The organism is Streptomyces dysideae, assembly GCF_001514305.1.
Lineage (GTDB): Bacteria > Actinomycetota > Actinomycetes > Streptomycetales > Streptomycetaceae > Streptomyces > Streptomyces dysideae.
Window position 1 is genome coordinate 191,935 of sequence record NZ_KQ949078.1, and the last position, 20,852, is coordinate 212,786.

At 68.2% G+C, this 20,852-nt stretch carries 23 protein-coding genes; 15 read left to right on the forward strand and 8 right to left on the reverse strand.

What is annotated here, in order from left to right; genetic code table 11:
- Window positions 1–133: 133 nt before the first annotated feature.
- The 4 genes from AQJ91_RS09310 to AQJ91_RS09325 form a co-directional block, all read right to left on the reverse strand.
- Window positions 134–658, reverse strand: a complete 525-nt coding sequence (locus AQJ91_RS09310; protein WP_067018350.1) for a cupin domain-containing protein — start codon at window positions 656–658, stop codon at window positions 134–136.
- Window positions 659–1,048: 390 nt separating this feature from the next.
- Entirely contained in the window at window positions 1,049–1,699 is a 651-nt protein-coding gene (locus tag AQJ91_RS09315) for an FMN-dependent NADH-azoreductase (protein WP_067018352.1), read from the reverse strand.
- Window positions 1,700–1,790: 91 nt separating this feature from the next.
- Window positions 1,791–3,116, reverse strand: a complete 1,326-nt coding sequence (locus AQJ91_RS09320; protein ID WP_067018354.1) for an FAD-binding oxidoreductase — start codon at window positions 3,114–3,116, stop codon at window positions 1,791–1,793.
- Window positions 3,113–4,018, reverse strand: coding sequence for an LLM class flavin-dependent oxidoreductase (locus tag AQJ91_RS09325; protein ID WP_067018356.1), 906 nt, complete (start codon window positions 4,016–4,018; stop codon window positions 3,113–3,115). Before AQJ91_RS09325 ends, AQJ91_RS09320 begins: the two co-directional genes overlap by 4 nt.
- Before the next feature lie 64 nt (window positions 4,019–4,082).
- On the opposite strand from AQJ91_RS09325, the gene AQJ91_RS09330 reads away from it, so the two are divergent.
- The 3 genes from AQJ91_RS09330 (at window position 4,083) to AQJ91_RS09335 (ending at window position 7,423) form a co-directional block, all read left to right on the forward strand.
- Entirely contained in the window at window positions 4,083–4,433 is a 351-nt protein-coding gene (locus AQJ91_RS09330; RefSeq protein WP_067018358.1) for a winged helix-turn-helix transcriptional regulator, read from the forward strand.
- A complete protein-coding gene (locus AQJ91_RS58155; RefSeq protein ID WP_407696833.1) occupies window positions 4,405–4,728 on the forward strand; it encodes a DoxX family protein in 324 nt (107 codons plus the stop codon). Before AQJ91_RS09330 ends, AQJ91_RS58155 begins: the two co-directional genes overlap by 29 nt.
- Before the next feature lie 280 nt (window positions 4,729–5,008).
- A complete protein-coding gene (locus AQJ91_RS09335) occupies window positions 5,009–7,423 on the forward strand; it encodes a SpoIIE family protein phosphatase (RefSeq protein ID WP_107122386.1) in 2,415 nt (804 codons plus the stop codon).
- Window positions 7,424–7,866: 443 nt separating this feature from the next.
- On the opposite strand, the gene AQJ91_RS09340 is transcribed toward AQJ91_RS09335, so the two are convergent.
- The 3 genes from AQJ91_RS09340 to AQJ91_RS09350 all read right to left on the reverse strand — a co-directional run bounded on the left by AQJ91_RS09340 (window position 7,867) and on the right by AQJ91_RS09350 (window position 10,367).
- Window positions 7,867–9,084 carry an acyl-CoA dehydrogenase family protein gene (locus tag AQJ91_RS09340; protein ID WP_079084816.1) on the reverse strand — a complete coding sequence of 406 codons (1,218 nt, stop codon included), beginning with the start codon at window positions 9,082–9,084 and terminating at the stop codon, window positions 7,867–7,869.
- A gap of 78 nt (window positions 9,085–9,162) precedes the next feature.
- Window positions 9,163–9,987 carry an alpha/beta fold hydrolase gene (locus tag AQJ91_RS09345; protein ID WP_324617985.1) on the reverse strand — a complete coding sequence of 275 codons (825 nt, stop codon included), beginning with the start codon at window positions 9,985–9,987 and terminating at the stop codon, window positions 9,163–9,165.
- Window positions 9,988–10,109: 122 nt separating this feature from the next.
- Window positions 10,110–10,367, reverse strand: coding sequence for a hypothetical protein (locus AQJ91_RS09350; RefSeq protein ID WP_067018362.1), 258 nt, complete (start codon window positions 10,365–10,367; stop codon window positions 10,110–10,112).
- A 195-nt stretch (window positions 10,368–10,562) separates the two neighbouring features.
- Between AQJ91_RS09350 and AQJ91_RS09355 the strand changes: the two genes are divergently transcribed.
- From AQJ91_RS09355 to AQJ91_RS09365, 3 genes are all read left to right on the forward strand, one after another.
- Window positions 10,563–11,120 carry a GlcG/HbpS family heme-binding protein gene (locus tag AQJ91_RS09355; RefSeq protein ID WP_199847882.1) on the forward strand — a complete coding sequence of 186 codons (558 nt, stop codon included), beginning with the start codon at window positions 10,563–10,565 and terminating at the stop codon, window positions 11,118–11,120.
- A gap of 106 nt (window positions 11,121–11,226) precedes the next feature.
- Complete coding sequence (locus AQJ91_RS09360) at window positions 11,227–12,033, forward strand: SDR family oxidoreductase (protein ID WP_067018763.1); 807 nt, start codon at window positions 11,227–11,229, stop codon at window positions 12,031–12,033.
- 127 nt (window positions 12,034–12,160) lie between these two features.
- Window positions 12,161–12,592 (forward strand): Dps family protein, encoded by a 432-nt coding sequence (locus tag AQJ91_RS09365; RefSeq protein WP_324617988.1) that lies wholly within the window; start codon window positions 12,161–12,163, stop codon window positions 12,590–12,592.
- A gap of 332 nt (window positions 12,593–12,924) precedes the next feature.
- Here AQJ91_RS09365 and AQJ91_RS55320 read toward each other — a convergent pair whose 3' ends face one another.
- A complete protein-coding gene (locus AQJ91_RS55320) occupies window positions 12,925–13,092 on the reverse strand; it encodes a helix-turn-helix domain-containing protein (protein WP_234381968.1) in 168 nt (55 codons plus the stop codon).
- A gap of 205 nt (window positions 13,093–13,297) precedes the next feature.
- On the opposite strand from AQJ91_RS55320, the gene AQJ91_RS09370 reads away from it, so the two are divergent.
- The 9 genes from AQJ91_RS09370 to AQJ91_RS09405 all read left to right on the forward strand — a co-directional run bounded on the left by AQJ91_RS09370 (window position 13,298) and on the right by AQJ91_RS09405 (window position 20,851).
- Entirely contained in the window at window positions 13,298–13,612 is a 315-nt protein-coding gene (locus AQJ91_RS09370; protein ID WP_079084817.1) for a (2Fe-2S)-binding protein, read from the forward strand.
- Window positions 13,613–14,021: 409 nt separating this feature from the next.
- On the forward strand, window positions 14,022–15,443 hold the full coding sequence (locus AQJ91_RS09375; protein ID WP_067018767.1) for an aldehyde dehydrogenase family protein: 1,422 nt from the start codon (window positions 14,022–14,024) through the stop codon (window positions 15,441–15,443).
- A gap of 37 nt (window positions 15,444–15,480) precedes the next feature.
- The gene (locus AQJ91_RS09380; RefSeq protein ID WP_067018364.1) at window positions 15,481–16,758 is read left to right on the forward strand and encodes an MFS transporter; all 1,278 of its coding nucleotides are present in this window, start codon (window positions 15,481–15,483) and stop codon (window positions 16,756–16,758) included.
- Between the two features lie 55 nt (window positions 16,759–16,813).
- Window positions 16,814–17,662, forward strand: coding sequence for an oxidoreductase (locus AQJ91_RS09385; RefSeq protein ID WP_067018366.1), 849 nt, complete (start codon window positions 16,814–16,816; stop codon window positions 17,660–17,662).
- 43 nt (window positions 17,663–17,705) lie between these two features.
- The gene (locus AQJ91_RS09390) at window positions 17,706–18,626 is read left to right on the forward strand and encodes a helix-turn-helix domain-containing protein (RefSeq protein WP_067018368.1); all 921 of its coding nucleotides are present in this window, start codon (window positions 17,706–17,708) and stop codon (window positions 18,624–18,626) included.
- A gap of 355 nt (window positions 18,627–18,981) precedes the next feature.
- On the forward strand, window positions 18,982–19,290 hold the full coding sequence (locus tag AQJ91_RS58160) for an SDR family NAD(P)-dependent oxidoreductase (RefSeq protein WP_107122387.1): 309 nt from the start codon (window positions 18,982–18,984) through the stop codon (window positions 19,288–19,290).
- Complete coding sequence (locus AQJ91_RS09395; RefSeq protein WP_067018370.1) at window positions 19,236–19,718, forward strand: Rossmann-fold NAD(P)-binding domain-containing protein; 483 nt, start codon at window positions 19,236–19,238, stop codon at window positions 19,716–19,718. Before AQJ91_RS58160 ends, AQJ91_RS09395 begins: the two co-directional genes overlap by 55 nt.
- Window positions 19,719–19,755: 37 nt before the next feature.
- Window positions 19,756–20,136, forward strand: a complete 381-nt coding sequence (locus AQJ91_RS55325; RefSeq protein WP_456113457.1) for a hypothetical protein — start codon at window positions 19,756–19,758, stop codon at window positions 20,134–20,136.
- Between the two features lie 196 nt (window positions 20,137–20,332).
- On the forward strand, window positions 20,333–20,851 hold the full coding sequence (locus tag AQJ91_RS09405) for a (2Fe-2S)-binding protein (protein WP_067018372.1): 519 nt from the start codon (window positions 20,333–20,335) through the stop codon (window positions 20,849–20,851).
- Window position 20,852 lies beyond the last annotated feature (1 nt).

Genomic DNA, 20,852 nt, shown 5'->3' on the forward strand with positions numbered 1-20,852 from the left:
CAGTTCCCAGTTGCCGCACGGGAGAGAGCCACGTCCGCGTTGTCGGCCATGGGCCCTTGCGCCTCACGCGCTGCTCAGGCCTTCATGACGCTGGGCAGTGCCGCGGCCGACGGAAGCCACACTGAGCGCATGGCTACTTGGGGTCGTCCGGGAGCAGGGTCACGTGGTGTCGTGCGAGCTCCTCGACGAGCGGCGCGAACTCCTCCGGCCCCCACTTCGGTGCCTGCTCTCCGGGTACCGGGTCTTCCCCGTTGTCGATCCAGAACTGCTCGTGGCCGCCCGGGAAAAGGAACGTGAGCAGAGTGGCGGGAAGCGCCCCCACGTTCTTGAATCCATGTCGATTTCCGCGGGGAATCCAGATGAAGTCGCCGGGACCGGCGGCGAGGACTTCATCCCCGTTGATGAACTCGAAGTCACCCGTGAGGATATAGAAAGCTTCGTCCTCCCTTCCGTGCGAGTGTGCCACGGCTCCCCCACCGGGCGGGACGGAGGTCTCGAGCACGCCAAGTCGGCCCTCCGTCTGTGCGGCTGAGATCTTCACGGTAGTCGTATCACCGGTGAGCCACTTGGTGATGCCCTCGCCGCGTCGCACGAAAATACCGTCTCGCTGAGTCCAGCGCGGGTCATTCTTGTCCGGGATCGATACGTTGAAGGTCATGTCATTCCTCCTGTTGATGGTTCTGATGATGCTTGACCGCATCCAGGTGTCCCCAGCTTTCGGCACCGGAGTTGAGATCTACCGCGGTTCGTAGACGGAGCCGCTCCCGTACGCCGGCCCATGATTGACGTGGCCCCGGTTTCCATCGGGCAGTGCGCCGCGCAGGCACTGGACGACGCACAGACAGCTCCAGCAATGGGGAGGCCCTCCACGCCATAACCGGCGTTATTGACCAGCACGTCGAGGGGCCCACGGTCTGCGTCACTTCGTGGACGACGGTGGGGACTGGTGGTGTCGGCATCGAAGACGACCTTCATTCCCGTGACGCTGTTGTGCGAATCCAGTACGCCGTGCGATGTCCTAGCAGGGACGCACGCGGCGTTCTCGTGTTTACGCGGCGAGGCGTTCGGCGAGGGCCTTGGCCTTGGTGGCCGCGTCTTGGAAGGCGCGGTCGCGGGAGGTTTCGAAGAGCGGCACCAGTTCGGCCATGGCCGGGACGTGGGGGGCCATGGTGAGTTCCGGGACGATGAAGTCGAGGTCGAGGGCGAGCATGCCGTTGAGGGTCGCCGTCAGGTAGTTCTGCACGTACTCGTAGGGCTCCTTGGGGGTGCCGGGCGCGTAGGAGCCGCCGCGGCTGGCGACGACGGTGACCGGGGTGCCCTTGGCGGAGGGGTTCTCGCCCGAGGTGCGGCCGAAGAGGATCACGTTGTCCAGCCATGCCTTGAGGGTCGAGGGGATCGTGTAGTTGTACATCGGCGCGCCGATCAGCACCGTGTCCGCACGCTCCAGTTCCTCGATCAGCTCCAGGCGGTCGGCGAAGGCGGCGGCCTGCCCGGGCGTGTGGGCGTCCGGATCGGCGAACCCGGCGGTGTGGGCGTCGGCGGTGATGTGCGGCACCGGGTTGGCGGAGAGGTCGCGGTAGATCACCGTGCCTTCCGGGTGCTGCTCTTCCCAGGTCTTGCGGAAGGTCTCCGTCACGGCGCGGGAGGCGGAGGCGCCGCCCGGGAACACGGAGGAGTCGATGTGCAGCAACGTGGCCATGAAGTATCTCCAGTAAGGGGTGAGATGAAAGGTCGGGTGCTCGCGGCGGGTGCCGCGGGCCCGTGGTCGGTGAGGTGAATGGGGCCGGCGGTCAGGCCGGTGGCCCCGGGCGTAGGACGCCGTCGGGGTCGTAGCGCTTCCACAGGTCGGTGACGCGGGTGCGGGTCGGTCCGGGGTAGGCGCGGGTGAACGTCGCCTCGTCGGGGGCGCTCTCGAAGTTCACGTAGGCGCCGTCGGTGTGCGGGGCGAGGGGGCGCCAGGCGGCGGCCAGTGTGGCGGGGGCGTCCGGTGGGAACGCCGTGGCGACGACGAGGGTGTTCTGGTGGCGGTGGGCGAACGCGGTGGCCGAGGGGGCCGGGGCGTGGGTCGCGCCGCCGAGTGAGCGCAGCTGGATCAGGACCGGGTCGGGGGCGGCGGCTGCGGTGACCAGGGCGCGGGCGGCGTCCGGGGTCATGTCGGTGAGCAGTCCGTTGGTCGTGCTGGCGGGCATCTGGCCGGAGTTGGTGTGCAGATGGTGCGGTGGGACCAGCTCGGTGTAGGGGACGATGTGGGTCTGCTGGGCCCTCACGTCGCCGATGCCGAGGAGCGGTTCGAGGGCGTCGCGGATGACGGAGGGGCTGTCCGAGGCCACGACGGCGGTGATGAACGCGGCGGTGGTGGTGCCCTGCGAGGACAGCATCACCGCCGTCGACAGCTCGCGCGGCGCCTGCGCCATGACGTCGGCCCAGCGGCGCAGCGTCTGACCGGCCGGGTCCACTGCGGCGACGAGCTGTGTGTGGCCGACGTCACGAAGCTCCATGGCCTCGATCTCGAAGGCCACCGCGATCCCGGCACCCGCGCCGGCCCCGCGCATCACCCACAGCAGGTCGGGATCGGTCTCGGCATCGGCGCGTACGGCCGTTCCGTCGGGCAGGACGACCTCGACGGCGCGGATGTGGTCGATGGTGAGCCCGTACCGGCGTACGAGCCAGCCGACGCCGCCCCCGGTGGCGATGCCGCCGACGCCGACGTTGCCGTGGTCGCCCGAGCTGATGGCGAGCCCGTGCGGGGCGAGCGCCTGGGCGACCTGGGCCCAGCGGGCGCCCGCCTCGACGCGGACCAGTCGGGAGCCGCGGTCGAGGACGTCGATGCGGTGCAGCGCGCTCAGGTCGATGACGAGCCCGCCGTCGTTGGTGCCGCTGCCGGACAGGCCGTGTCCGCCGCTGCGGACGGCCACCCGAAGCCCCGTCTCCCGCGCGAGCCGCAGCGCTGCCGCGACATCGCCCGCGGACTCGGGCAGGACCACGGCGGCCGGGCGGCCGACGGTGGTGTAGGTGGAGCGCAGCGGCCGGTAGCGGCGGTCGTCGGGCGTGACCACCTTGCCCGCGAGTTCGGCCGGCACGGTGGAGAGGGTGGCGTTCGAGAGGGTGGCGTTCATCGCCCGCTCCGCAGGGTGTCGACGCGCTCGCGCACCGCGGGCACGACCTCGTCGGCGAAGAGCGCGAGCTGTTGCTCGGGGTCGGTGGCGGGCCAGAAGACGAAGGTGTCGAAGCCGAGTTCGACGGTCCACTCGGTAAGGGTGTCCACCCACCGCCGCCCATCGCCGACGAGCCCGGGACCGCTCCCGTGTCCGTGGTCGCCGATCACGCCGATCACGTTGTAGACGCGCCGCAGTGTGCTCGGGTCGCGGCCCGCGTCGGTGGCCGCCTCGTCGATGATCCGCTGACGCGAGGGCACCTCCCGCGGCGGGAGGTAGATGTTCAGCGGAGCGATCCAGCCGTCGGCCGACCGGCCGGTGACGGCGAGCATCCTGGGCTTCTGGGCGCCGAGCCAGAGCTCGACGGGCTTGGGGGGCAGCGGTCCGGCACGGTAGCCGTCGACAGCGTGGTACGGGCTGTGCAGCTGTACGACGCCTCCGGCCAGGGCCGTGCGCAGGAGTCCCAGGGACTCCTCGGTGAACGCCACCATGTCCTGGCCGCGTCGCGCCGGCCCGCCCATCGAGGCGATGGCGTCGGGGATGCCGCCCCCGCCGACCCCGAGCTGGATCCGTCCGTCGGTGAGCACGCTCAGCGACGCGGCGGCCTTGGCGAGCATCACCGGCGGGCGCAGCTGCAGGTCGGCGACATCGGTGAGGAAGGAGATGCGGTCGGTGACCGCCGACAGATGTGTGATCAGGGTCCAGGCGTCGAGGTGTCCGGGCTGGTACGGGTGGTCCTGGACGGCGAGGTGGTCCAGGCCCGAGTCCTCCGCCGTGCGCGCGAGGCGCCGGGTCTGCGCCCATGCCCCGGCGGTGGGGTCGAGGCTCACTCCGAAGGAGAGCTGGCGTCCGTAGTCGGTCATGAGTCCAGGCTGCGCCGGACCGCCCCACTGGCAAAACAGTGGGTAAGATGCTAATCTTTCGTAAGTGAACTCCATTCATGACGACGCCTGCCCGAGCTTCGAGGACACCCTCGAACTGATCGGACGCCGCTGGACGGGTTCGGTACTGAAGGCCGCCGCCCAGGGTGCCCGGCGCTTCGGCGAGTACCGGGCGATGATCGACGGCATCTCCGACCGGCTGCTCTCCCAGCGCCTGAAGGAACTCGAGGCCGTGGGCCTCATCGAGCGCACCGTCATCCCCACCACGCCCGTACAGATCCGCTATCAGCTGGCCCCGGACGGCCAGGCACTGCTGGACGCCCTGCTGCCGCTCGCGCAGTGGAGCATGCACCGCTCGGGCCCCAGGGGTGCGGGGCGGATTCTGTCGTCGACGTAGTCTCCGGATACGCGCGTACAGGAGGCGCACGCACTCACTCCGTCGGCCCGGAGGCGCCCAGGCCGCTGGCGAGCACGGCTTTCAGAAGCCATCCGCTTATCGATCGGCGCTGGCAGGCTTGGTCGTCGGCCTCTTCTGGTGGCCGCTTGGAGCGCTGGCCGCAATCGGCGCCATCGGGTACTTCGTGGGGGCGGTTGTTGCGCACCTGCGTGTCCGCGGCTTCGATGTCGTCCCCAGCGCTGTCTTGCTCGCAGTCGCTACGGCCTCCCTGGCCCTGCGCCTACTGTCGGCTTGAGACCGGTCGGGTGACAACGATCGTCGAGAAGCCTTGAGGGGCAGCCGATGGGCGGCACAGTCGGGCACGGTGCCTGGGCTGCGGTCCTGCCCGGCCGCCCCGTAGCCACAGCACACCCGCCCGCCCGCCCCAGGCATCCAGAGCGACAGCGGCGCTGGCTTCCCTGAGGGGAGTCGGCGCCGAACGTCAGCCTTGCCAGTGTGGCTCCGATGTTGCGCTCGCCCGTCTTGGCGGACACTGAGTGCGTACCAGGTTCTCAGGCAAACGAAAGCTGATGACTATGGGTGCAACTCGTGCTACCAACGGTAGTGGCCCCCATGACGGAGTCTCGGCGGGGAACCGGTCCCACATCCTTGTTGACCAGCGGGGCACCGTGGTCGGATGGAGCCGGGCGGCCGAAGGGTTGCTGGGCTATCCGGCGAATGCGGTGCTGGGGCGCCCGGTGGTGGACCTGCTGGCCGGTGTCGACGTCGCCGGGCGCTCGCTCGCTGCCATCGACGACTTCGCCGTTCCGCTGCGACGCCGGGACGGCGCCGCCCTGGCCTGTCGAATGACCGTCCGTCCTGAGCGCGGAGGCGCGGCAGGCACGTGCTGGGGGGTGACCCTCGCGCCTGCGGAACAGGGAAGCCCGACGGCCGCACTCGATCAGGCCCTCCTGGAAACCCTCTTCACTATCTCTCCCGTAGGTCTGTTCCTCCTCGATCCTCACCTGCGGCTCATCCGGTTCAATCCCGCAGCCGAGGGCATGCAGGGCGCCTCCGTCGAAGAAGCCGTCGGCAAACGCCCCACAGAGGTGTGGCCGGGTTTCGCCGCTGAAACGGTGGAACGCGTCATGGAACAGGTGCTCGCCACGGGGCAGCCGGTGATCGGCATGGAGAAGCACATGCGCCCCCCAGGAGACCCCGATCATGATCATGTTTATTCGGCTTCCGTGTTCCGCCTGCAGGACGTTCATGGCCGGCTCCTGGGCATCGCCGACGCCACTGTCGATGTCACAGACCGCCACCTGGCGCAGGAGCGGCTGAAGGTGCTCGCACAGGCCGGCACGCGGATCGGCTCCACCCTCGATGTGCTCGACACCGTGCGGGGCCTGGCGGAGGTATCCGTGCCGGGGCTGGTCGACAGCATGGCGGTGGAGGTGGTGGAGCCGGTACTCGCGGGAGAGGACCTCGAACCCGGTCCCGTGCAACGCGACACCGTGCTGCGACGGGCGGCATGCCGGTCCCGGGACGACACGGAGCCCTGGACGGCCTGCGACCAGGACGGCGGGCTGCCGCCGGTGATCGCTGCCGAGGCCCTCGCTGACCTTGAGCCGTGCATGGTCGAGCCGCTGAGTCCCCTCGGACAGCGGGCGTTGCGCAGCTTGCGGGCCCCCAGAGAGGAGGTCCACTCGCTGATGCTCGTACCGCTGGTCGCCCAGCACAGGGCTCTCGGGCTTGCCACGTTCTGCCGCTGGGGGGAACGCAGGCCCTTCGAACGTGATGATCTGACCCTGGCCGCAGAACTCGCCCTACGCACCGCCGCGTGCCTGGACAACGCCCGCCGGTACCTGCGTGAGGGCAATTCCCTGGTCGCACTGCGGCACGCCCTGCGTCCGGGCGGACTCCCTCCCGACTACGCCCTGGATGTGGCGCACGAGTACGTGAACGCGGGCTCCGGCGGCGACTGGGTCGACGCCGTACCACTCTCCGGAGCCCGGGTGGCGCTTGTCGCGGGTCGGGTGCCCGGCCGCGGTGTACAGACCGCTGCAGCCGCGGGGCGGCTCCGTGCGGCGGTGCACACGCTGTCGGACCTGGACCTGGAACCGGATGAACTACTCGCCCGGCTCGACGACCTGGTACGCCGCCTCGGGAACGGCACCGGCACGGTGGACGATCAACCATGGCAGGTGCGGGAGGCCGGGAGGTCTGCTGACGGAGGCGAAGCCGGCGCTACGTGCCTCTACCTGATCTACGATCCCGTGTCCCGGCGCTGCTCGGTCTCCAGCGCCGGTCACCCTTGGCCCGTGGTCGTGCGCCCGGACGGCACCGTTGCCCTCCTGGACGATCCACCGGGCGCCGCACTGAGCTGCGTCGGCGAGCCCTTCGGCAAGGTCGACATCGACCTTCCCGAGGACTCGATGCTCGCGCTGTACACCCCAGGCCTCTTCCGGGAACAGCCCGAGGACCGGGGCCGCGAACGCCTGGCCGGCCTCCTTGCCGGTTTTTCCGGCTCCGCGCGCCAGGCGTGCAGCATGCTGACCGAAGCACTGGTCCCGGCCCGGATCCGGGAAGACGCCGCGGTTCAGGTCGCTCGCACGCACACGCTCGGGCCGGAGCGGGTCGTGTCGTGGGATCTGCCGAGCGATCCGGCCGTGGTCTCCACAGCCCGGTCCCTCGTCACCCGGCAGCTCACAGCGTGGGACATGAGCGAGGCAAGGTTCACCACCGAACTGATAGCCAGTGAGCTCGTCACCAACGCCATCCGCTACGCCAAGCCTCCGGTGCGGCTGCGACTCATCCGCAGTCATGTACTGACCTGCGAGGTTTCCGACGGCAGCAGTACGTCTCCACGGCTGCGGCACGCCCGTACCACCGATGAGGGCGGCCGGGGGCTGCTCCTCGTCGCCCGGTGCTCCGAACGTTGGGGAACCCGCTACACCGAGGACGGCAAGACCGTCTGGGTCGAGCAGAGCATTTCTGAGGGCCTGGAGTGAGTCGTGAAGTCCGGTTCGGCGGGCTGTACACAGAGCATTTTTCCAGTGCAGGCAGACTGCAACTCCCCAATAGCTCGACCTGGAGCGTGTGAGCAGCTGCTCGGACCACCGAGCATCGCGCATCCGCGGGCAGAACGACCGGGGCATGGACATGGCGTGCGAGTTGCATGATCACTCCACTGGATCTGGTCCAGCCCCGGTTCGCACGGTTGGGCTTGGTAGAGGAGATGGGGCCGTTCGAGGCACGCCCGAGCGGCGGCAGGAAACGCCACTTGCAGTGCGGCCCGCCGGTGGGCTGCGCTGGAAGGTCGTGGGTGGTGCCAACTGAACAGGCACCCTGAGGAGGCGAAAGGAAGGAAGTTCCGTGCAGGTCACCGGTGACGCGCGCCTGCCCACACCGTAGGGCGTGCGTGGTCGCCGTGCGGTGTGGGCAGGGGTCGAGGTCAGACCATGAGGCTGACACGCTCGCTGATGCCGAGGAGGGACTTGCCGTAGACCTCCAGGCCGACCGCCGGGACCAGGCCGGCGTGGCGGGCCGCGACGTTGGCGTCCCGCCAGATGCGCTGGAGGGGGGCGGCGTCGGCGAACGAGGAGGCGCCGTGCACGTTCAGGAGAGTGCTGATCGCGTCGAGTACCTGCTGTGCGGCGAAGCCGGCCCGGGCCCTGATGTGCGTACGTGAGGCGTAGTCCAGGGGACCGCCGGAGGCGGCGGCCTGATCGACCTCGTCGACGGCCCGGTAGGTGTGCAGGCGTGCCGTCTCCAGCTTCAGCGCGGCCTCGGCCAGCTGTATCTGGACGCCCACCGAGTCGGCCTGCCTGCCGTGGACGGTGAACGACAACGGCTTCTCCTCGGCTGCGCCAACCGCCATGTTCAGCGCTGCCTTCCCGAGTCCGAGCAGCGGTCCGACCAGGCACAGCAACAGCATCGGCCCGAACGTCGTGGCGTACAGCGTCTCGTCCAGGGACGCACGCGGATAGACGCCCTCTGCGGCCGCGGGAACCGACAGCACCCGGTGCTCGGGAACGAACACGTCCTGCCCGATCAGGGTGTTGCTCGCGGTCGCCTGCATGCCCGCGGTGTGCCAGGTGTCCTCGATGGTCAGCTCGGAGGCGCGGATCAGGACGAGCGCCTGGTCCACCACTGCTCCGCTGTCGTCCTTCAGCAGTGCGCCGACCGCGGCCCAGGTGGCATACGGGGCGCCGGAGTTGTACGACCACTTGCCGCTGACGCGCCAGCCGCCCGGCACCCGCTCTCCCATGCCCGTCGGTGCGGCCACACCGGTAACCCGCGCATCCGGATCGGCGCCGAACACCTCCTCCTGCGCCTTGTCGGGGAAGAGGCACGCCATCCAGTTGGTCACCGCAATGATCATCCCGACCCAGGCCGCTGAGCCATCACCCTCACCGAGGGCCTCGGAAACCTCGGTCAAGGTCCGCAAGTCGGTCTCGTAGCCGCCGTACCGCCTGGGGGTCAGTAGCCGGAAGACGCCCGCATCGGCCATCGCGTCGACGACCTCCACCGGCAGGACGCGGTCCGACTCGCCGCGCGCCGCCTGGTCGCGCAGCAGCGGCTGCAGGGCGATCGCCCGGCCGACGAGTTCGGCCCTGACGCCTTCCTTGGACGGCACACCCGTCTCGTCCTGACGGTTGTTGCTGTTCACCACGTTCTCCTTCTGCACTGGTTAACTGCCAACTGATCAAGTGGGGTGAGTGCTCGTGTGAGGGCTGCGGCCCGGGACTCAGCCGTCCGACTCGAGTGCGATCTTCGAGAGGAGAGCGGCGAGTTCTACCGGCTTCGACAGGAACGGCGAGTGGTCGCCCGCGATCCGGCGGACCTCGTTGGACCTTTCCGCCAGCACCTGCTGGGCCTGAGCAGGCAGAGCCTGGTCGTCCTCGCAGACGATGTACGTCGACGGGACGGTGTGCCACGCCGCCTGGGTCAGGACGTCCCAGAAGGACTTCGTGCTCTGCGGCACCAGCCGCTTGGCCGCCTCCTCGGCCTCGGACCGGGGCACGCCACCGTAGAACATCGTGATCGGGTCGTTCGGCACGGGCTCGAATGAGCGCGGCTCCGGCGGAAGAGGCGTGCCGGCGAAGCCGAAGAGGCTCTCACCGACGTCGAGTTGGAGTGCCGCCAGGTAGACGATGCGCGACACGTTCCCCGCCTCGGCGGCGGCCTGGCTCACTGGTACGCCGCCGTATGAATGCGCGACGACCACCACTGAGCCGTCGATGAGCTTCAGCTCTTCAAGTACCGCGTGCGCGTCGTCAGGCATGCCGGCCCGCCCGCCGGCGCTCGGCAGGTCGATCGCCCGAGTCCGCCACCCGGCGGCCTCCAGCACCGACCTCAGTTTCTCCCAGCACCACGCGCCGTGCCATGCCCCATGCACCAGGAGCAAAGTCGGACGGGAAACCCCATCAGCCACGAAGAGTCCACTTTCAGATCGGTCAGAAGAGCCAGGCGCCCAGCGGCCCTCATGGAGGACCCTAAAGGTGATCAGACATAGTGTCCAACGCAGTGTGCAACTCGGAGTTCGCCGAACTGCGGGACGAGCGTTGACCACTACGCGCCCCTGGAACAGGGGCAGTTACGCAAGCTCCTCCGCCAGGTGGCCGCGCCACCTGGCCGAGCTCGCCACACCGGCCGCCCGCAGCGGTTCTGAACGCGGGCCGGTGGTCGACTTTGTCATTCGCCCGGGATCTCGCCGATCTTGTCGACAACGCCGACGTCCAGCAGTGCCACCTCGTCGGATCCGAGGTAGTGGAGCGTCTTGCGGTCGAAGACCCACAGGTCACGGTCGTCGCCGTCTCTGAAGGCAAGCCCGATGCCGCGCCGACCGGCCGCGTCCTCGGCATGCTCGGCCACGGAGACGCCGGGGATCCTGGCGGCGGCGCGACAGAGGGCCGCATCCACCTCGGGCGGCAATGTCGCCTGGTTCAGCATCGCGCCGATGGCCTCCAGCGCCGCCTCCCCATGGGTCGGCCCCTGGACGTCGGAGGGGGCGGAACCCCGGCAGGGTGTGCCGTGTGCCGCGTGCCGGTCCCGAGTATCGATACCTATGCGCGGATCAACCCTGACTGCCCCGCCACGGACACCATACCTATGTGATTCGCTCACATCCCTTTCCGGCGTGGTCGGATGACGGATTACTCCGCGTGCCGGGCATGGCGAAACATGGATGTCGCAAGGAAGCACCGGCCGGTTCGCAGGAATTCGCGGCAAGCGCCGGAATGGCGCAATCGGTCGGCAAAGACGACATCATGTAAGGAGCTGGTCGCAGTGCCTGACATTTCGACCGAAGAGGCCCAGCGGGTTCTCTCGGCCGGTGTGCGGACCGCAGCGGAAATGGCGCTGCCCGTGAACATCGCGGTGTTCGATACCGGAGCGAATCTCAAGACCTTCGTCCGCATGGACGGTGCTCTGCTGGGTTCGGCGGACATCGCGATGGCGAAGGCGCGCACGTCGGCACTGTTCCAGCTGGACTCCGAGGCGCTCTTCGAATACTGCAAGCCGGGCGGTACGTCTTTCGGCCTGGAGAACAGCAACGGCGGACTGGTGGTCTTCGCCGGTGGCAAGCCGATTCGCAACGCCGAGGGCGTGGTCGTCGGGGCCGTGGGTGTGTCCGGGGGATCGGTCGCCCAGGACGCCGAGATCGCCCAGGCGGCGGCCGTCGCGCTCGCTGCCGCGCCGGCCTGAGTTTCCGCCCCGGCTGGGGCGTTCTGTGAACCGGTCCTGCTGATCGGTTTCTGAAAAATCAACGCCATGGACAAACAACACCAAGCGAAAAGGAATGTGCATCATCATGAGCGGTAAGCGGATTCTGATCACGGGTGCCGGTTCGGGTTTCGGTGAGGGCGCGGCCATCGGTCTGGCGAAGGAGGGCCACGACGTCATCGCGACGGCCCAGATCTCCCCGCAGGTCGCCGCCCTCCGGCTGAAGGCGCAGGAACTGGGTCTGGACAACCTGCGCGTGGAGAAGCTGGACATTCTGAACCCGTACGACGTGGCCACGGCGCTCAAGTGGGACATCGACGTCCTGTTCAGCAACGCCGGTGTCGGTGAGGCCGGTCCGGTCAGCGAGATCCCCGTCGATCTGGTGCGCAAGAACTTCGAGACGAACGTGTTCGCGCCCCTTGAGCTCGTTCAGAAGTTCGCCCGCAAGTGGATCGACGAGGGCCGGCCGGGCAAGGTGGTGTTCACCTCCTCGATGGGCGGCCTGTTCACCCCGATCGGCTTCGGCTGCTACGTGTCCACCAAGCACGCGCTCGAGTCCATCGCGGAGGCGCTCCGCGACGAGCTGCGCCCGCACAACATCAAGGTGCAGACCGTCAACCCGGGTGCCTACCTGACCGGTTTCAACGAGACCATGGCCGAGACGGCCTTCAAGTGGCTCGACGACGAGAAGAACTTCAACAAGCGTGCCGACGTTCAGGCCGGATTCGACTCGCTCCTCGGCAATGACGACGGTCGCCTCGACCCCACCGAGATGATCGACGCGATGGTGCGGATCGTGCCCAGCGACACGGGCAAGTTCCGCAACGTGGTGCCGGGCTTCGTCGAGGAGATGCTGAAGAAGAGCCAGGCCGAGGCCTGGGACGCCACCATCTAGGTGTTCCGTCCACGAGATCGGTGACGCGGATCCCCTCCGAGGCACCTTGAAACGGCTGAGGGCCTTCTGGCGCGCTGCGGATTGCCACATCCGCAGCGGCGACCGGAAGGCCCTCATACCGTCCCACCTGAGGCCCCGGCAGGCCCTTCAGCAGGTGCTCGTCGATCTGATCGAGCTGCATCTGCAGGGCAAAGCAGGACACTGGAATGCCGTGGGTCGCAACTTCCGTGACCTGCATCTGCAACTCGACGACATCGTCGACACGGCCAGGGAGGCGGCCGACACGGTTGCCGAGCGCATACGGGCGCTCGGTGCCGCAGCGGACGGACGTTCCGACATGGTTGCCGCGACCACGACGCTTCCCACCTTTCCCGACGGGGAGCGGGACACCGCAACCGTGGCTGCCCTGCTCGACACCCGCCTCCGCGCGACGGCGGCGACGCTCAGGCAGGCACGTGACGAGGTGGACGTGGAGGACCCGCCGACCGCTGACCTCCTGCACGCGATCAACGACGACCTGGAAAAGCACGCCTGGATGATGCGGGCGGAGAACCGTTGAGGGGCGGCCCAGGAGGACACTCCCGTCCGACCTCGTTCCGGCCTGGCGTGAACGGTGGTGTCGGCCAATCCACCCTGTCCGACCTGCGGAAAAGCGGTAAGTCACTGGCATTGGTGCCGGTCGCAGCCGCGCTGGAGGTCGGCAGCGGCACCCCTAGCACCTTCCGGTTCGTGCTCAGCGGCGCAGCCACCAGCCGTGGCGCGGTTGACGCGTAGCGGGTGCTGCTCCGCGGCCCGGCTACGGAGGCGGCCTTCCGGGAGGCGGCCGGGGCCGTTGTTCTTGCGGGGGCCGCCGGTCTCATGGTCCTCGTGACGATGGCCGGCTCGGTGGTACTAATGAGTCGGCGAAGGCCGACCTCGGACGAACAGGTAAAGGCGCTCGACCGGGGTGAGGCGCAGAATCCTGGCGACCGAGTCCAACAACGCGTTCGACACGTTGGGGCAACGGCCCTGCTCGAAGCGGACGTAGTAGTCCACACTGATGCCGGCGAGGTCGGCCACCTCTTCCCGCCGAAGCCCGGCACACGGCGCGATCCAGGCCCGAGCGGCAGACCTGCACCTCGGGTGTCACCCGGGCACGGCGTGAGCGCAGGAAATCCCGGAGCATCGTGTTGCGGTTCATCGGGGCCTCCACGCGGCAGGGAAGGGGGGTACTGGCGTGCCCAGGGTGGTGGCCGTCCGAGGGACAAACGCCTTCCTGTCGCGCATGACCGCCATGTCGTCAACTACAGGCATGCCAACTCTTTCGTCGGGCGAGGTCGAGCGGGTGCTGTCCGCGGGCGTCGCCACTCGAGTTGGCGACGGCGAGGTGCACCCCATGCAGGCCGCCTTCGCCCGGCACGACGCGTTCCAGTGCGGTTACTGCACACCAGGGCAGATTATGTCCGCGGTCTGCCTCATCGCCGAGGGACGTGCGAACTCGGAGGAGGACATCCGCGAGTTCATGAGCGGAAACATCTGCCGCTGCGGCGCCTACCCGAACATTCCCGCGGCGATTCGCGAAGTGACAGCGGAAGGTTGACGATGCACCCCTTCGAATATGCCCGGCGCTGATGTTTCACGGTGCTCGGCCCGCGGCCAGGAAGATCTCCCCGTCCGCTCGGAAGCCGTCATGACGCACGCTTGCTGCCTTTCGTCGAGGCACAGCACGGTTGGGCCATTGTCCCTTCGGGGCTCACCGGCACGGTTCGCGACCGGTCGTGCGGGCTCTCGTCGTGCCACATCGTCGGCCCTGCTCTCGCAGGGATCGTCCAGCCTGCTCGGTGTGCCTGGTACTGGTTTTCCCAGGGACCGATGCCCAGGAAAAGGCCTCCCTGTATGCCAGGGCTCTCTGTCACGACGATGGATGCCACAAGGCGCCTTCGCACACGAAAGGCCGCCTTCGCCACATGGCCGCCCATGTGGCGAACCGCGACTCTGACGGAGACAACATGCGTGACTACACCAAGCTGTACATCGACGGCGCCTGGCGCGAGCCCCTCGACGGCGCAGTCGTCGATCTGACCGACCCCGCCACCGGCGAGGTGTCCGGCCGGGTGGCGCTCGGCGGCGAGGCCGACGTCGACCTGGCGGTCGCCGCGGCCAACCGGGCATTCCCCTCTTTCTCCCGGACCACCCGCCAGGAGCGTATCGACCTGCTGGAGCGGATCGCCGACGAGTACGAGCGGCGCGCCGAGGACATGGCCCAGGCGGTCACCGCCGAGCTGGGCTGTCCGCTGCCGCTGTCCCGTGCCATGCACGTTGCCGCCGGGCTGATCCAGTTCCGGGCCGCCGCCCAGGTGCTCAGGACGTTCGCGTTCACCGAAGATCGCAGCACCACCCACATCCGCAAGGACGCCATCGGCGTGGCGGCTCTGATCACTCCGTGGAACTTCCCCGCCCTCCAGCCGGCCGGCAAGACCGCCTCGGCGCTGGCGGCCGGCTGCACCGTCGTCCTCAAGCCGGCCCAGCTGGCTTCGTACTCGGCTGTCGTCCTGGCCGAGATCCTGGAGGCCGCCGGCGTCCCCGCAGGTGTTTTCAACCTCGTCACCGGCCGCGGCTCGGTGATAGGAAACGCGCTTGCCTCGCACCCCGACGTCGCCGTCGTGTCCTTCACCGGCTCGGGTGAGGCCGCGCTCCAGGTGAACGCCGCCGCGGCCAAGAGCGCCAAGCGCGTGGCCACCGAGCTCGGCGGCAAGTCGCCGCAGGTGATCATGCCGGATGCGGATCTGGACGTTGCGGTCGACACGGTGCTCACCTGGCTGATGGCCAACACCGGCCAGATCTGCAGTGCGCCGAGCCGGACCCTGGTGCCGCGCGAGCGGCTGGAGGAGTTCCTGTCGGTGTTGCTCCCGCGGGTCGAGGCGCTCCAGATCGGCGACCCGCGCGCGGAGGGCACCGACATGGGCCCGCTGATCTCCGGCGAGCAGTGGCGGACCGTCCAGCGCTATGTCCAGACCGGCCTGGATGAGGGTGCCCGGCTGCTCACCGGAGGCCTGGGCAAGCCGGATGGCCTGGAGAACGGGCACTTCGTCAAGCCCACGGTGTTCTCCGGTGTCACCAACGACATGACCATCGCCCAGGAAGAGATCTTCGGCCCGGTGATGTCGATCATCACCTACGACACGGTGGACGAGGCTGTCCAGATCGCCAACGACACCCGGTACGGCCTCGCCGGTTATGTCACCGGCAGCGATCTTGCGGACGCCGCGGACGTCGCATCCCGGATCGAAGCGGGCTACGTGATCATCAACAACGCCGAGTTCGACTGGACCGCCCCCTGGGGCGGCTACAAGGAGTCGGGCAACGGCCGCGAATGGGGCCCCGACGGCATGCAGGAGTACCTGGAGACCAAGGTCGTCCTCGGCCGCTGACCGCCGACGCTGGATTCCCACCGGAGATGGCAAGAACATGAACGTCGGCAAGCCGACCGCCCTCGAGACCCAGCACCACCGGCCGCACCGCCCCTGGCACTTTCGAACTGTGGTCGGCGTCGTCTTCGTGGTCATGGCCGCCAGCAGCGCGCCGTCTCCACTGTATGGGCTCTACCAGCAGCAATGGCACTTCGGCACGACCACGTCGACGATCGTCTACGCCTGCTACGCCCTCGGTGCGATCCTGACCCTGCTGCTGGCCGGGGGCCTGGCCGAGCACCTGGGCACCCAACGGACGATCGTGATGGCGATGGCCACCATCGTCGTCAGCTTCCTCGCGTTCCTCCTTGCCACGGGAGCCTGGGCGCTGTGCCTGGCTCGTCTGATCCAGGGCGTCGCGGTCGGGTTGCTCACCAGCAGCGCGGGCTCGGCACTGGCCGACCTTCACCGGGACCGCAGTCACCAGGCCGCGGCGGCGGCCAACAGCGCGGCGACCTCGACAGGCATCGCGCTGGGCGCGGTGTTCTCCGGCCTCGCCGTCCAGTTCGCTCCCGCGCCGCTGGTCACCCCGTTCGTCGTGCTGACCGTCCTGTCCCTCGGCGGTCTCGCCCTGGTGCGGGCGATTCCCGCCTGGCAGATCGTGCCGGCACGGCTACGGCCCTGGCGCCCCCGGGTGCTGCGGATGGGTGTCGAGCCACGCGGGATCCTGCTCCGGGTGGCCCCCATCGTGACGGCCGGCTGGGCGGTCGTCGGCCTGTATCTGGCACTGGGGGTCGACCTGGTCGCCGGCCTGCTGCACACCACTGACAGAGCGCTGTCCTCGCTGGTCATCCTAGTGGTGCAGGGCTGCGGGGGCATCGCTCCGATGCTGCTGCGAAGGCTTGGCGACCGGGCAGCATCGGTAACGGGGTGCGCACTGCTCGTAGCCGGGGTCGGGGTGTCCGTGATCGGGTTCGACACGGCTCGCGCCCTGCTGTTCTTCTCCGGCGCGGCGATCACCGGCGCGGGCTTCGGCCTGTCGTTCATGGGCTCCACAAGCACCGTGACGGCGGCGGTGATCGCCGGGGGCCACCCCCAGCTCCTGCCGGGGTTCTTCGCCCTGGCCTACCTGGCGGTGAGTGTGCCGGTGGTCGCCCTGGGCGCCGCTGCTTCCCGCTTCGGCGTCGCCGCCGCCTTCTCAGGGTTCGGGCTGCTGGTGGCTCTGCTCGCCATGGTTGCAGGCACCATCGCTGTCCGCCAGCGTCGGCCCGCATCCCAGGCCGGGAAGGGCCGCTGCCGGCCACAGAGAGCAGTAAATGCTGCTCCATCACAGTGATACGAAAATTCGCTACATCTGACCTTCTAACATCGAACAAATGAGAGGTAGTGGCATGTCCACTTGGTTCATCACTGGTGCGTCCCGCGGTTTCGGCCTGGAGATCGCACGCCAGGCACTGGAGCGGGGCGACAAGGTCGTGGCGACGGCCCGCAGGCCCCAGGACGTACAGGACGCGCTCTCCCAGTACGGGGACAGCCTGCTCGCTGTCGCCCTGGACGTCACCGACGAGGCGCAGGCCCGCGAAGCCGTGGAGGCAGCCGTCGAGAAGTTCGGAACGATCGATGTCCTGGTCAACAACGCGGGACGCGGCGTGCTGGGCGCGGTAGAGGAGACGTCCGACGCAGTGTTCCGCTCGGTTTACGACACCAACGTCTTCGGTCTGGCCAACGTCACCCGCGCCGTACTGCCGGTCATGCGCCGGCAGAGGTCGGGCCGCGTGCTCAACCTGAGTTCCATCGGAGGCTTCGAGAGCGCAGCGGGCTTCGGCGTCTACTGCTCCACCAAGTTCGCCGTGGAGGGCATTTCCGAGGCCATGCGCGCGGAACTGGCACCGCTGGGGATCCAGGTCACGATCGTGGAGCCGGGATACTTCCGCACCGACTTCCTCGACGCCACCAGCCTGCACACGGAGGGCCAGCTCATCTCCGACTACGCGGGCACCGCCGGCGCCGTTCGCCAGGCTGTCCCCGGACTCAACCACGCCCAGCCTGGTGACCCCATCAAGGGAGCCACGGCCATCCTCGCCCTCGCCGACGCTGCGAACCCGCCGCTGCGCGCCCAGCTCGGCAGCGACTGCGCCGCGGCCATGGACCGTAAGATCGCTCAGCTTCGCGAGGAGACCAACACCTGGCGGGAACTGGCCCTGTCCACCGATCACGACGACGTGACGGTCAGCATCTGACCCGCCGAATGACGCGCAGGGATCGAACGAGAAGGAGACTGCCGTGACTGAACTCGGTGAATTCCTGCGCGCATGCCGCGCCCGGGTCACTGCGGAGCAGGTGGGGCTGCCCACAACCGGGCACCGCCGAGTGCCGGGACTGCGGCGTGAGGAACTCGCGTCGCTGGCAGGCGTCAGCGTGGACTACATCGTGAGGCTGGAACAAGGCCGCGTGAAGTCGGCTTCGCCCGCCATCCTCACGGCCCTGGCCAGGGCGCTTGAGCTGCGCCCCGACGAGGAGGAATACCTGCTGCGGTGCGCGGCCGAAGCCGGCATCTCCGGCGAGGCGAAGCCGGCCGCACCGAGAAACCAGCAGATCTCGCAGGCAACACAGGTCCTTCTGGACAGCATGGTGAACGTCCCGGCGCTCGTGCTTGGCCGTCGCATGGACATCCTGGCGTGGAACAGCCTGAGCGCCGCGCTGTTCACCGACTACTCCAGGCTGCCGGTCAAGCGGCGCAACCACATATGGCTCACCTTCCTCGACCCTGAGGTCCGCGGGCTGTATGCGAACTGGGAGAGAGTCGCCCAGGAGTGTGTGGCCTACCTCCGTATGGATGCCGGCCGCTACCCGAACGATCCCGAGCTCGCGCGGCTCGTCGGGGAACTCTCCTTGAAGGACCCCGACTTCCGCCGATGGTGGTCCGACCACAGAGTGCGGTCCCAGCGGCCTGGCCGCAAGGAGTTCGTCCACGCGATCGCCGGGGAACTGAGCCTGGACTTCCAGGTGCTGGATGTGCGGGGCTCCGCGGACCAGAGCCTGCTCGTCTACACGGCGGAACCGCACTCGCCAAGCGCACAGGCCCTGACCTTCCTGGCGGGCTGGGCTGCCACCGAACTCCCCGCCCGGCCGACGGAGGCGGCAGGACCGCCCCGCCGTCCTGAGGAAGCACCTGCGGCGGGGGAAGCCAAGAACGGGGCGTAGCGCATCAGCGGGACAGGCCGGGCCCGAAACAGTCGGGGAGCAGAGTGCGCGACACTCTGCTCCCCAACGCTGATCGTCTATACGTTCCTCACCTTCGCCCTGATCTTGAGTAGCCAGCAGATATTCGGCAACGTCTCCCGCTGGAGCGAGCTGTCGAAGTCCACCGACTACCCCGACGGCGAACAGATCGCATGAGAGAACCGACGAAGTCACCCGAGCTCTCCCGCGCCAACCTGTGTAACGACCGGAGACTCGATTGAGAACACACGACATGACTGTGGTACTCACCGACGCGACCAGCGGCGTCGGGCAAGCCGCGCCCGTCTGCTGGCGCCGCAGGTGACCCGATTCCTCCATGGCCCGCAAAGGCCAGCCACAAGAAGACACTGGGCAGCTGGAGGAGCTCCGCGCTGCCGGCCCAGGGGAGGTGCATTACGTACACGCTGACTTCGACAGCCTGGCCATAGTGTGCACGCTGGCCTCCGAGATCTCGAAGATCACGGATCGGGTCGATGTGCTCATCAACAACACCGGCCGTCCGGGAGCACCACGGCGCCGACTCAGCCACGATGGCAATGAAGCGACTCTCCAGACGAACTACCTGGCGCCGTGCTGCTCACCGAACGTCTCACCCCGTTGCTCGTTGCATCCAGCGGCCGAGTAGTACATTTCGCTTCGGCGACCCATCTGTCCGCTTCCCTCGGCCCGGACGACCTCAATCTCGAGCGCTCCCACTACAGCGCATCGATCGCGTACGCGCGCTCGAAACTGGCGCTGGTGGCGCACGCTCGGTGGCTGGTTGAGCAAGCGGCCCCGCCACAGCCGGACGCTGTAAGTCTCCACCCGGGAGTCATCAGCACCGCGCTCTTGCACGCCATGTTCGATATCGGCGGTGACTCGGTCGTGCACGGAGCGCACCACGTAGTGAATGCCTCCCAGTCCACCGGTAGGTGGGCCGGCCAGTACCTGGATGAGGGACGGCTGGTCCAGCCGAACCCCATTACCCTCGACGCCGATTTCCGGGACCGGCTCGCACATCGCACCTTCGATCTCTTGCACCGCTCCGGTAAAGCACCTGAAGAGGCTTATTGATCCGAAACGCCGAGGGTTCTGATTCGTTGAACGCCGTGTGACTGAACTGGTGGGGGATGCCCGGCACTTGTCGCCTTCGGCGCAGGAAGCGTTGCGGATGCGGGCGGCAGGAAGAGACCTGGCCGGCGATCCGCGCGAAGGCCAGGGCCGAGGGCGCCGGGGTGCTCTTCACCGACCAGGTCACCGGCCGCACCTGGGGTGCGAGGGGCCGCGCCCCGATCGTGCGCCGCACCTGCAACCGCTTCTCGGCCAATGCGATGTCCGCGATCAGCACGAAGGGCCGCGCCACTTCATGGTCTTCGCCGAGACCTTCGACGCGACGGTGATGTGCCGCTTTCTGGACCGGCTCATCGGCCACTTCGACCACAAGGTCCACTCCACGACCTGGGACGACGCCGACGCGAGTTCGATTTGCTGACGCGTCGAGCACGAGAATCGCGAAACACGCCTCACACGCATAGGTGCACGGCGGCAATTTCTCTTCAACGGCATAATTGCACAACATGGCGGAGTGTGCGACTTTTACTGAGACGAGACATATGACTGCAGGGCTAGAATCACAGAATTTCCCTTGCCTGGCAAGTAAACCTCCGGAAAATCAGAATTGAGGCGCCATGAAGCATGCGGAAACCGAGGCACGGTCGGCCGGACAGGCGCCGCCGGACGTGCCCCAGGTCGACGTCACCCTGAACGTGAACGGCACACTCCACCGGCTCCGGCTCGATGCGCGGGTCACGCTGCTGGACGCGCTGCGTGACCACCTGGGCCTCACCGGAGCGCAAAAGGGGTGTGACCAGGGTGCGTGCGGGGCCTGCACGGTCATGGTCGACGGGAAGCGCGTGGTGTCGTGTCTCGCGCTTGCCGCGCAGTACGAGGGGCGCGAGATCACCACCGTGGAATCCCTGTCGGTCGACGGCGAGTTGCACCCCATGCAGGCGGCCTTCGCCCGGCATGACGCGTTCCAGTGCGGTTACTGCACGCCCGGGCAGATCATGTCCGCGGTCTGCCTCATCGCCGAGGGACGTGCGAACTCGGAGGAAGACATCCGCGAGTTCATGAGCGGCAACATCTGCCGTTGCGGCGCCTACCCGAACATCCGCGCGGCAATTCGCGAAGTGACAACGGAAGGTTGAC

Bases quoted from the DNA above. Each gene is read 5' to 3' on its own strand.
- AQJ91_RS58160 (WP_107122387.1), top strand. From the start codon at position 18,982: ATGGCCCGCAAAGGCCAGCCACAAGAAGACACTGGGCAGCTGGAGGAG.
- AQJ91_RS09380 (WP_067018364.1), top strand. From the start codon at position 15,481: ATGAACGTCGGCAAGCCGACCGCCCTCGAGACCCAGCACCACCGGCCG.
- AQJ91_RS09360 (WP_067018763.1), top strand. From the start codon at position 11,227: ATGAGCGGTAAGCGGATTCTGATCACGGGTGCCGGTTCGGGTTTCGGT.
- AQJ91_RS09385 (WP_067018366.1), top strand. From the start codon at position 16,814: ATGTCCACTTGGTTCATCACTGGTGCGTCCCGCGGTTTCGGCCTGGAG.
- AQJ91_RS09375 (WP_067018767.1), top strand. From the start codon at position 14,022: ATGCGTGACTACACCAAGCTGTACATCGACGGCGCCTGGCGCGAGCCC.
- AQJ91_RS09315 (WP_067018352.1), bottom strand. From the start codon at position 1,699: ATGGCCACGTTGCTGCACATCGACTCCTCCGTGTTCCCGGGCGGCGCC.
- AQJ91_RS09405 (WP_067018372.1), top strand. From the start codon at position 20,333: ATGAAGCATGCGGAAACCGAGGCACGGTCGGCCGGACAGGCGCCGCCG.
- AQJ91_RS09320 (WP_067018354.1), bottom strand. From the start codon at position 3,116: ATGAACGCCACCCTCTCGAACGCCACCCTCTCCACCGTGCCGGCCGAA.
- AQJ91_RS09350 (WP_067018362.1), bottom strand. From the start codon at position 10,367: ATGCTGAACCAGGCGACATTGCCGCCCGAGGTGGATGCGGCCCTCTGT.
- AQJ91_RS09325 (WP_067018356.1), bottom strand. From the start codon at position 4,018: ATGACCGACTACGGACGCCAGCTCTCCTTCGGAGTGAGCCTCGACCCC.
- AQJ91_RS09310 (WP_067018350.1), bottom strand. From the start codon at position 658: ATGACCTTCAACGTATCGATCCCGGACAAGAATGACCCGCGCTGGACT.
- AQJ91_RS09355 (WP_199847882.1), top strand. From the start codon at position 10,563: ATGACGGATTACTCCGCGTGCCGGGCATGGCGAAACATGGATGTCGCA.
- AQJ91_RS09370 (WP_079084817.1), top strand. From the start codon at position 13,298: ATGACCGCCATGTCGTCAACTACAGGCATGCCAACTCTTTCGTCGGGC.
- AQJ91_RS09335 (WP_107122386.1), top strand. From the start codon at position 5,009: ATGGGTGCAACTCGTGCTACCAACGGTAGTGGCCCCCATGACGGAGTC.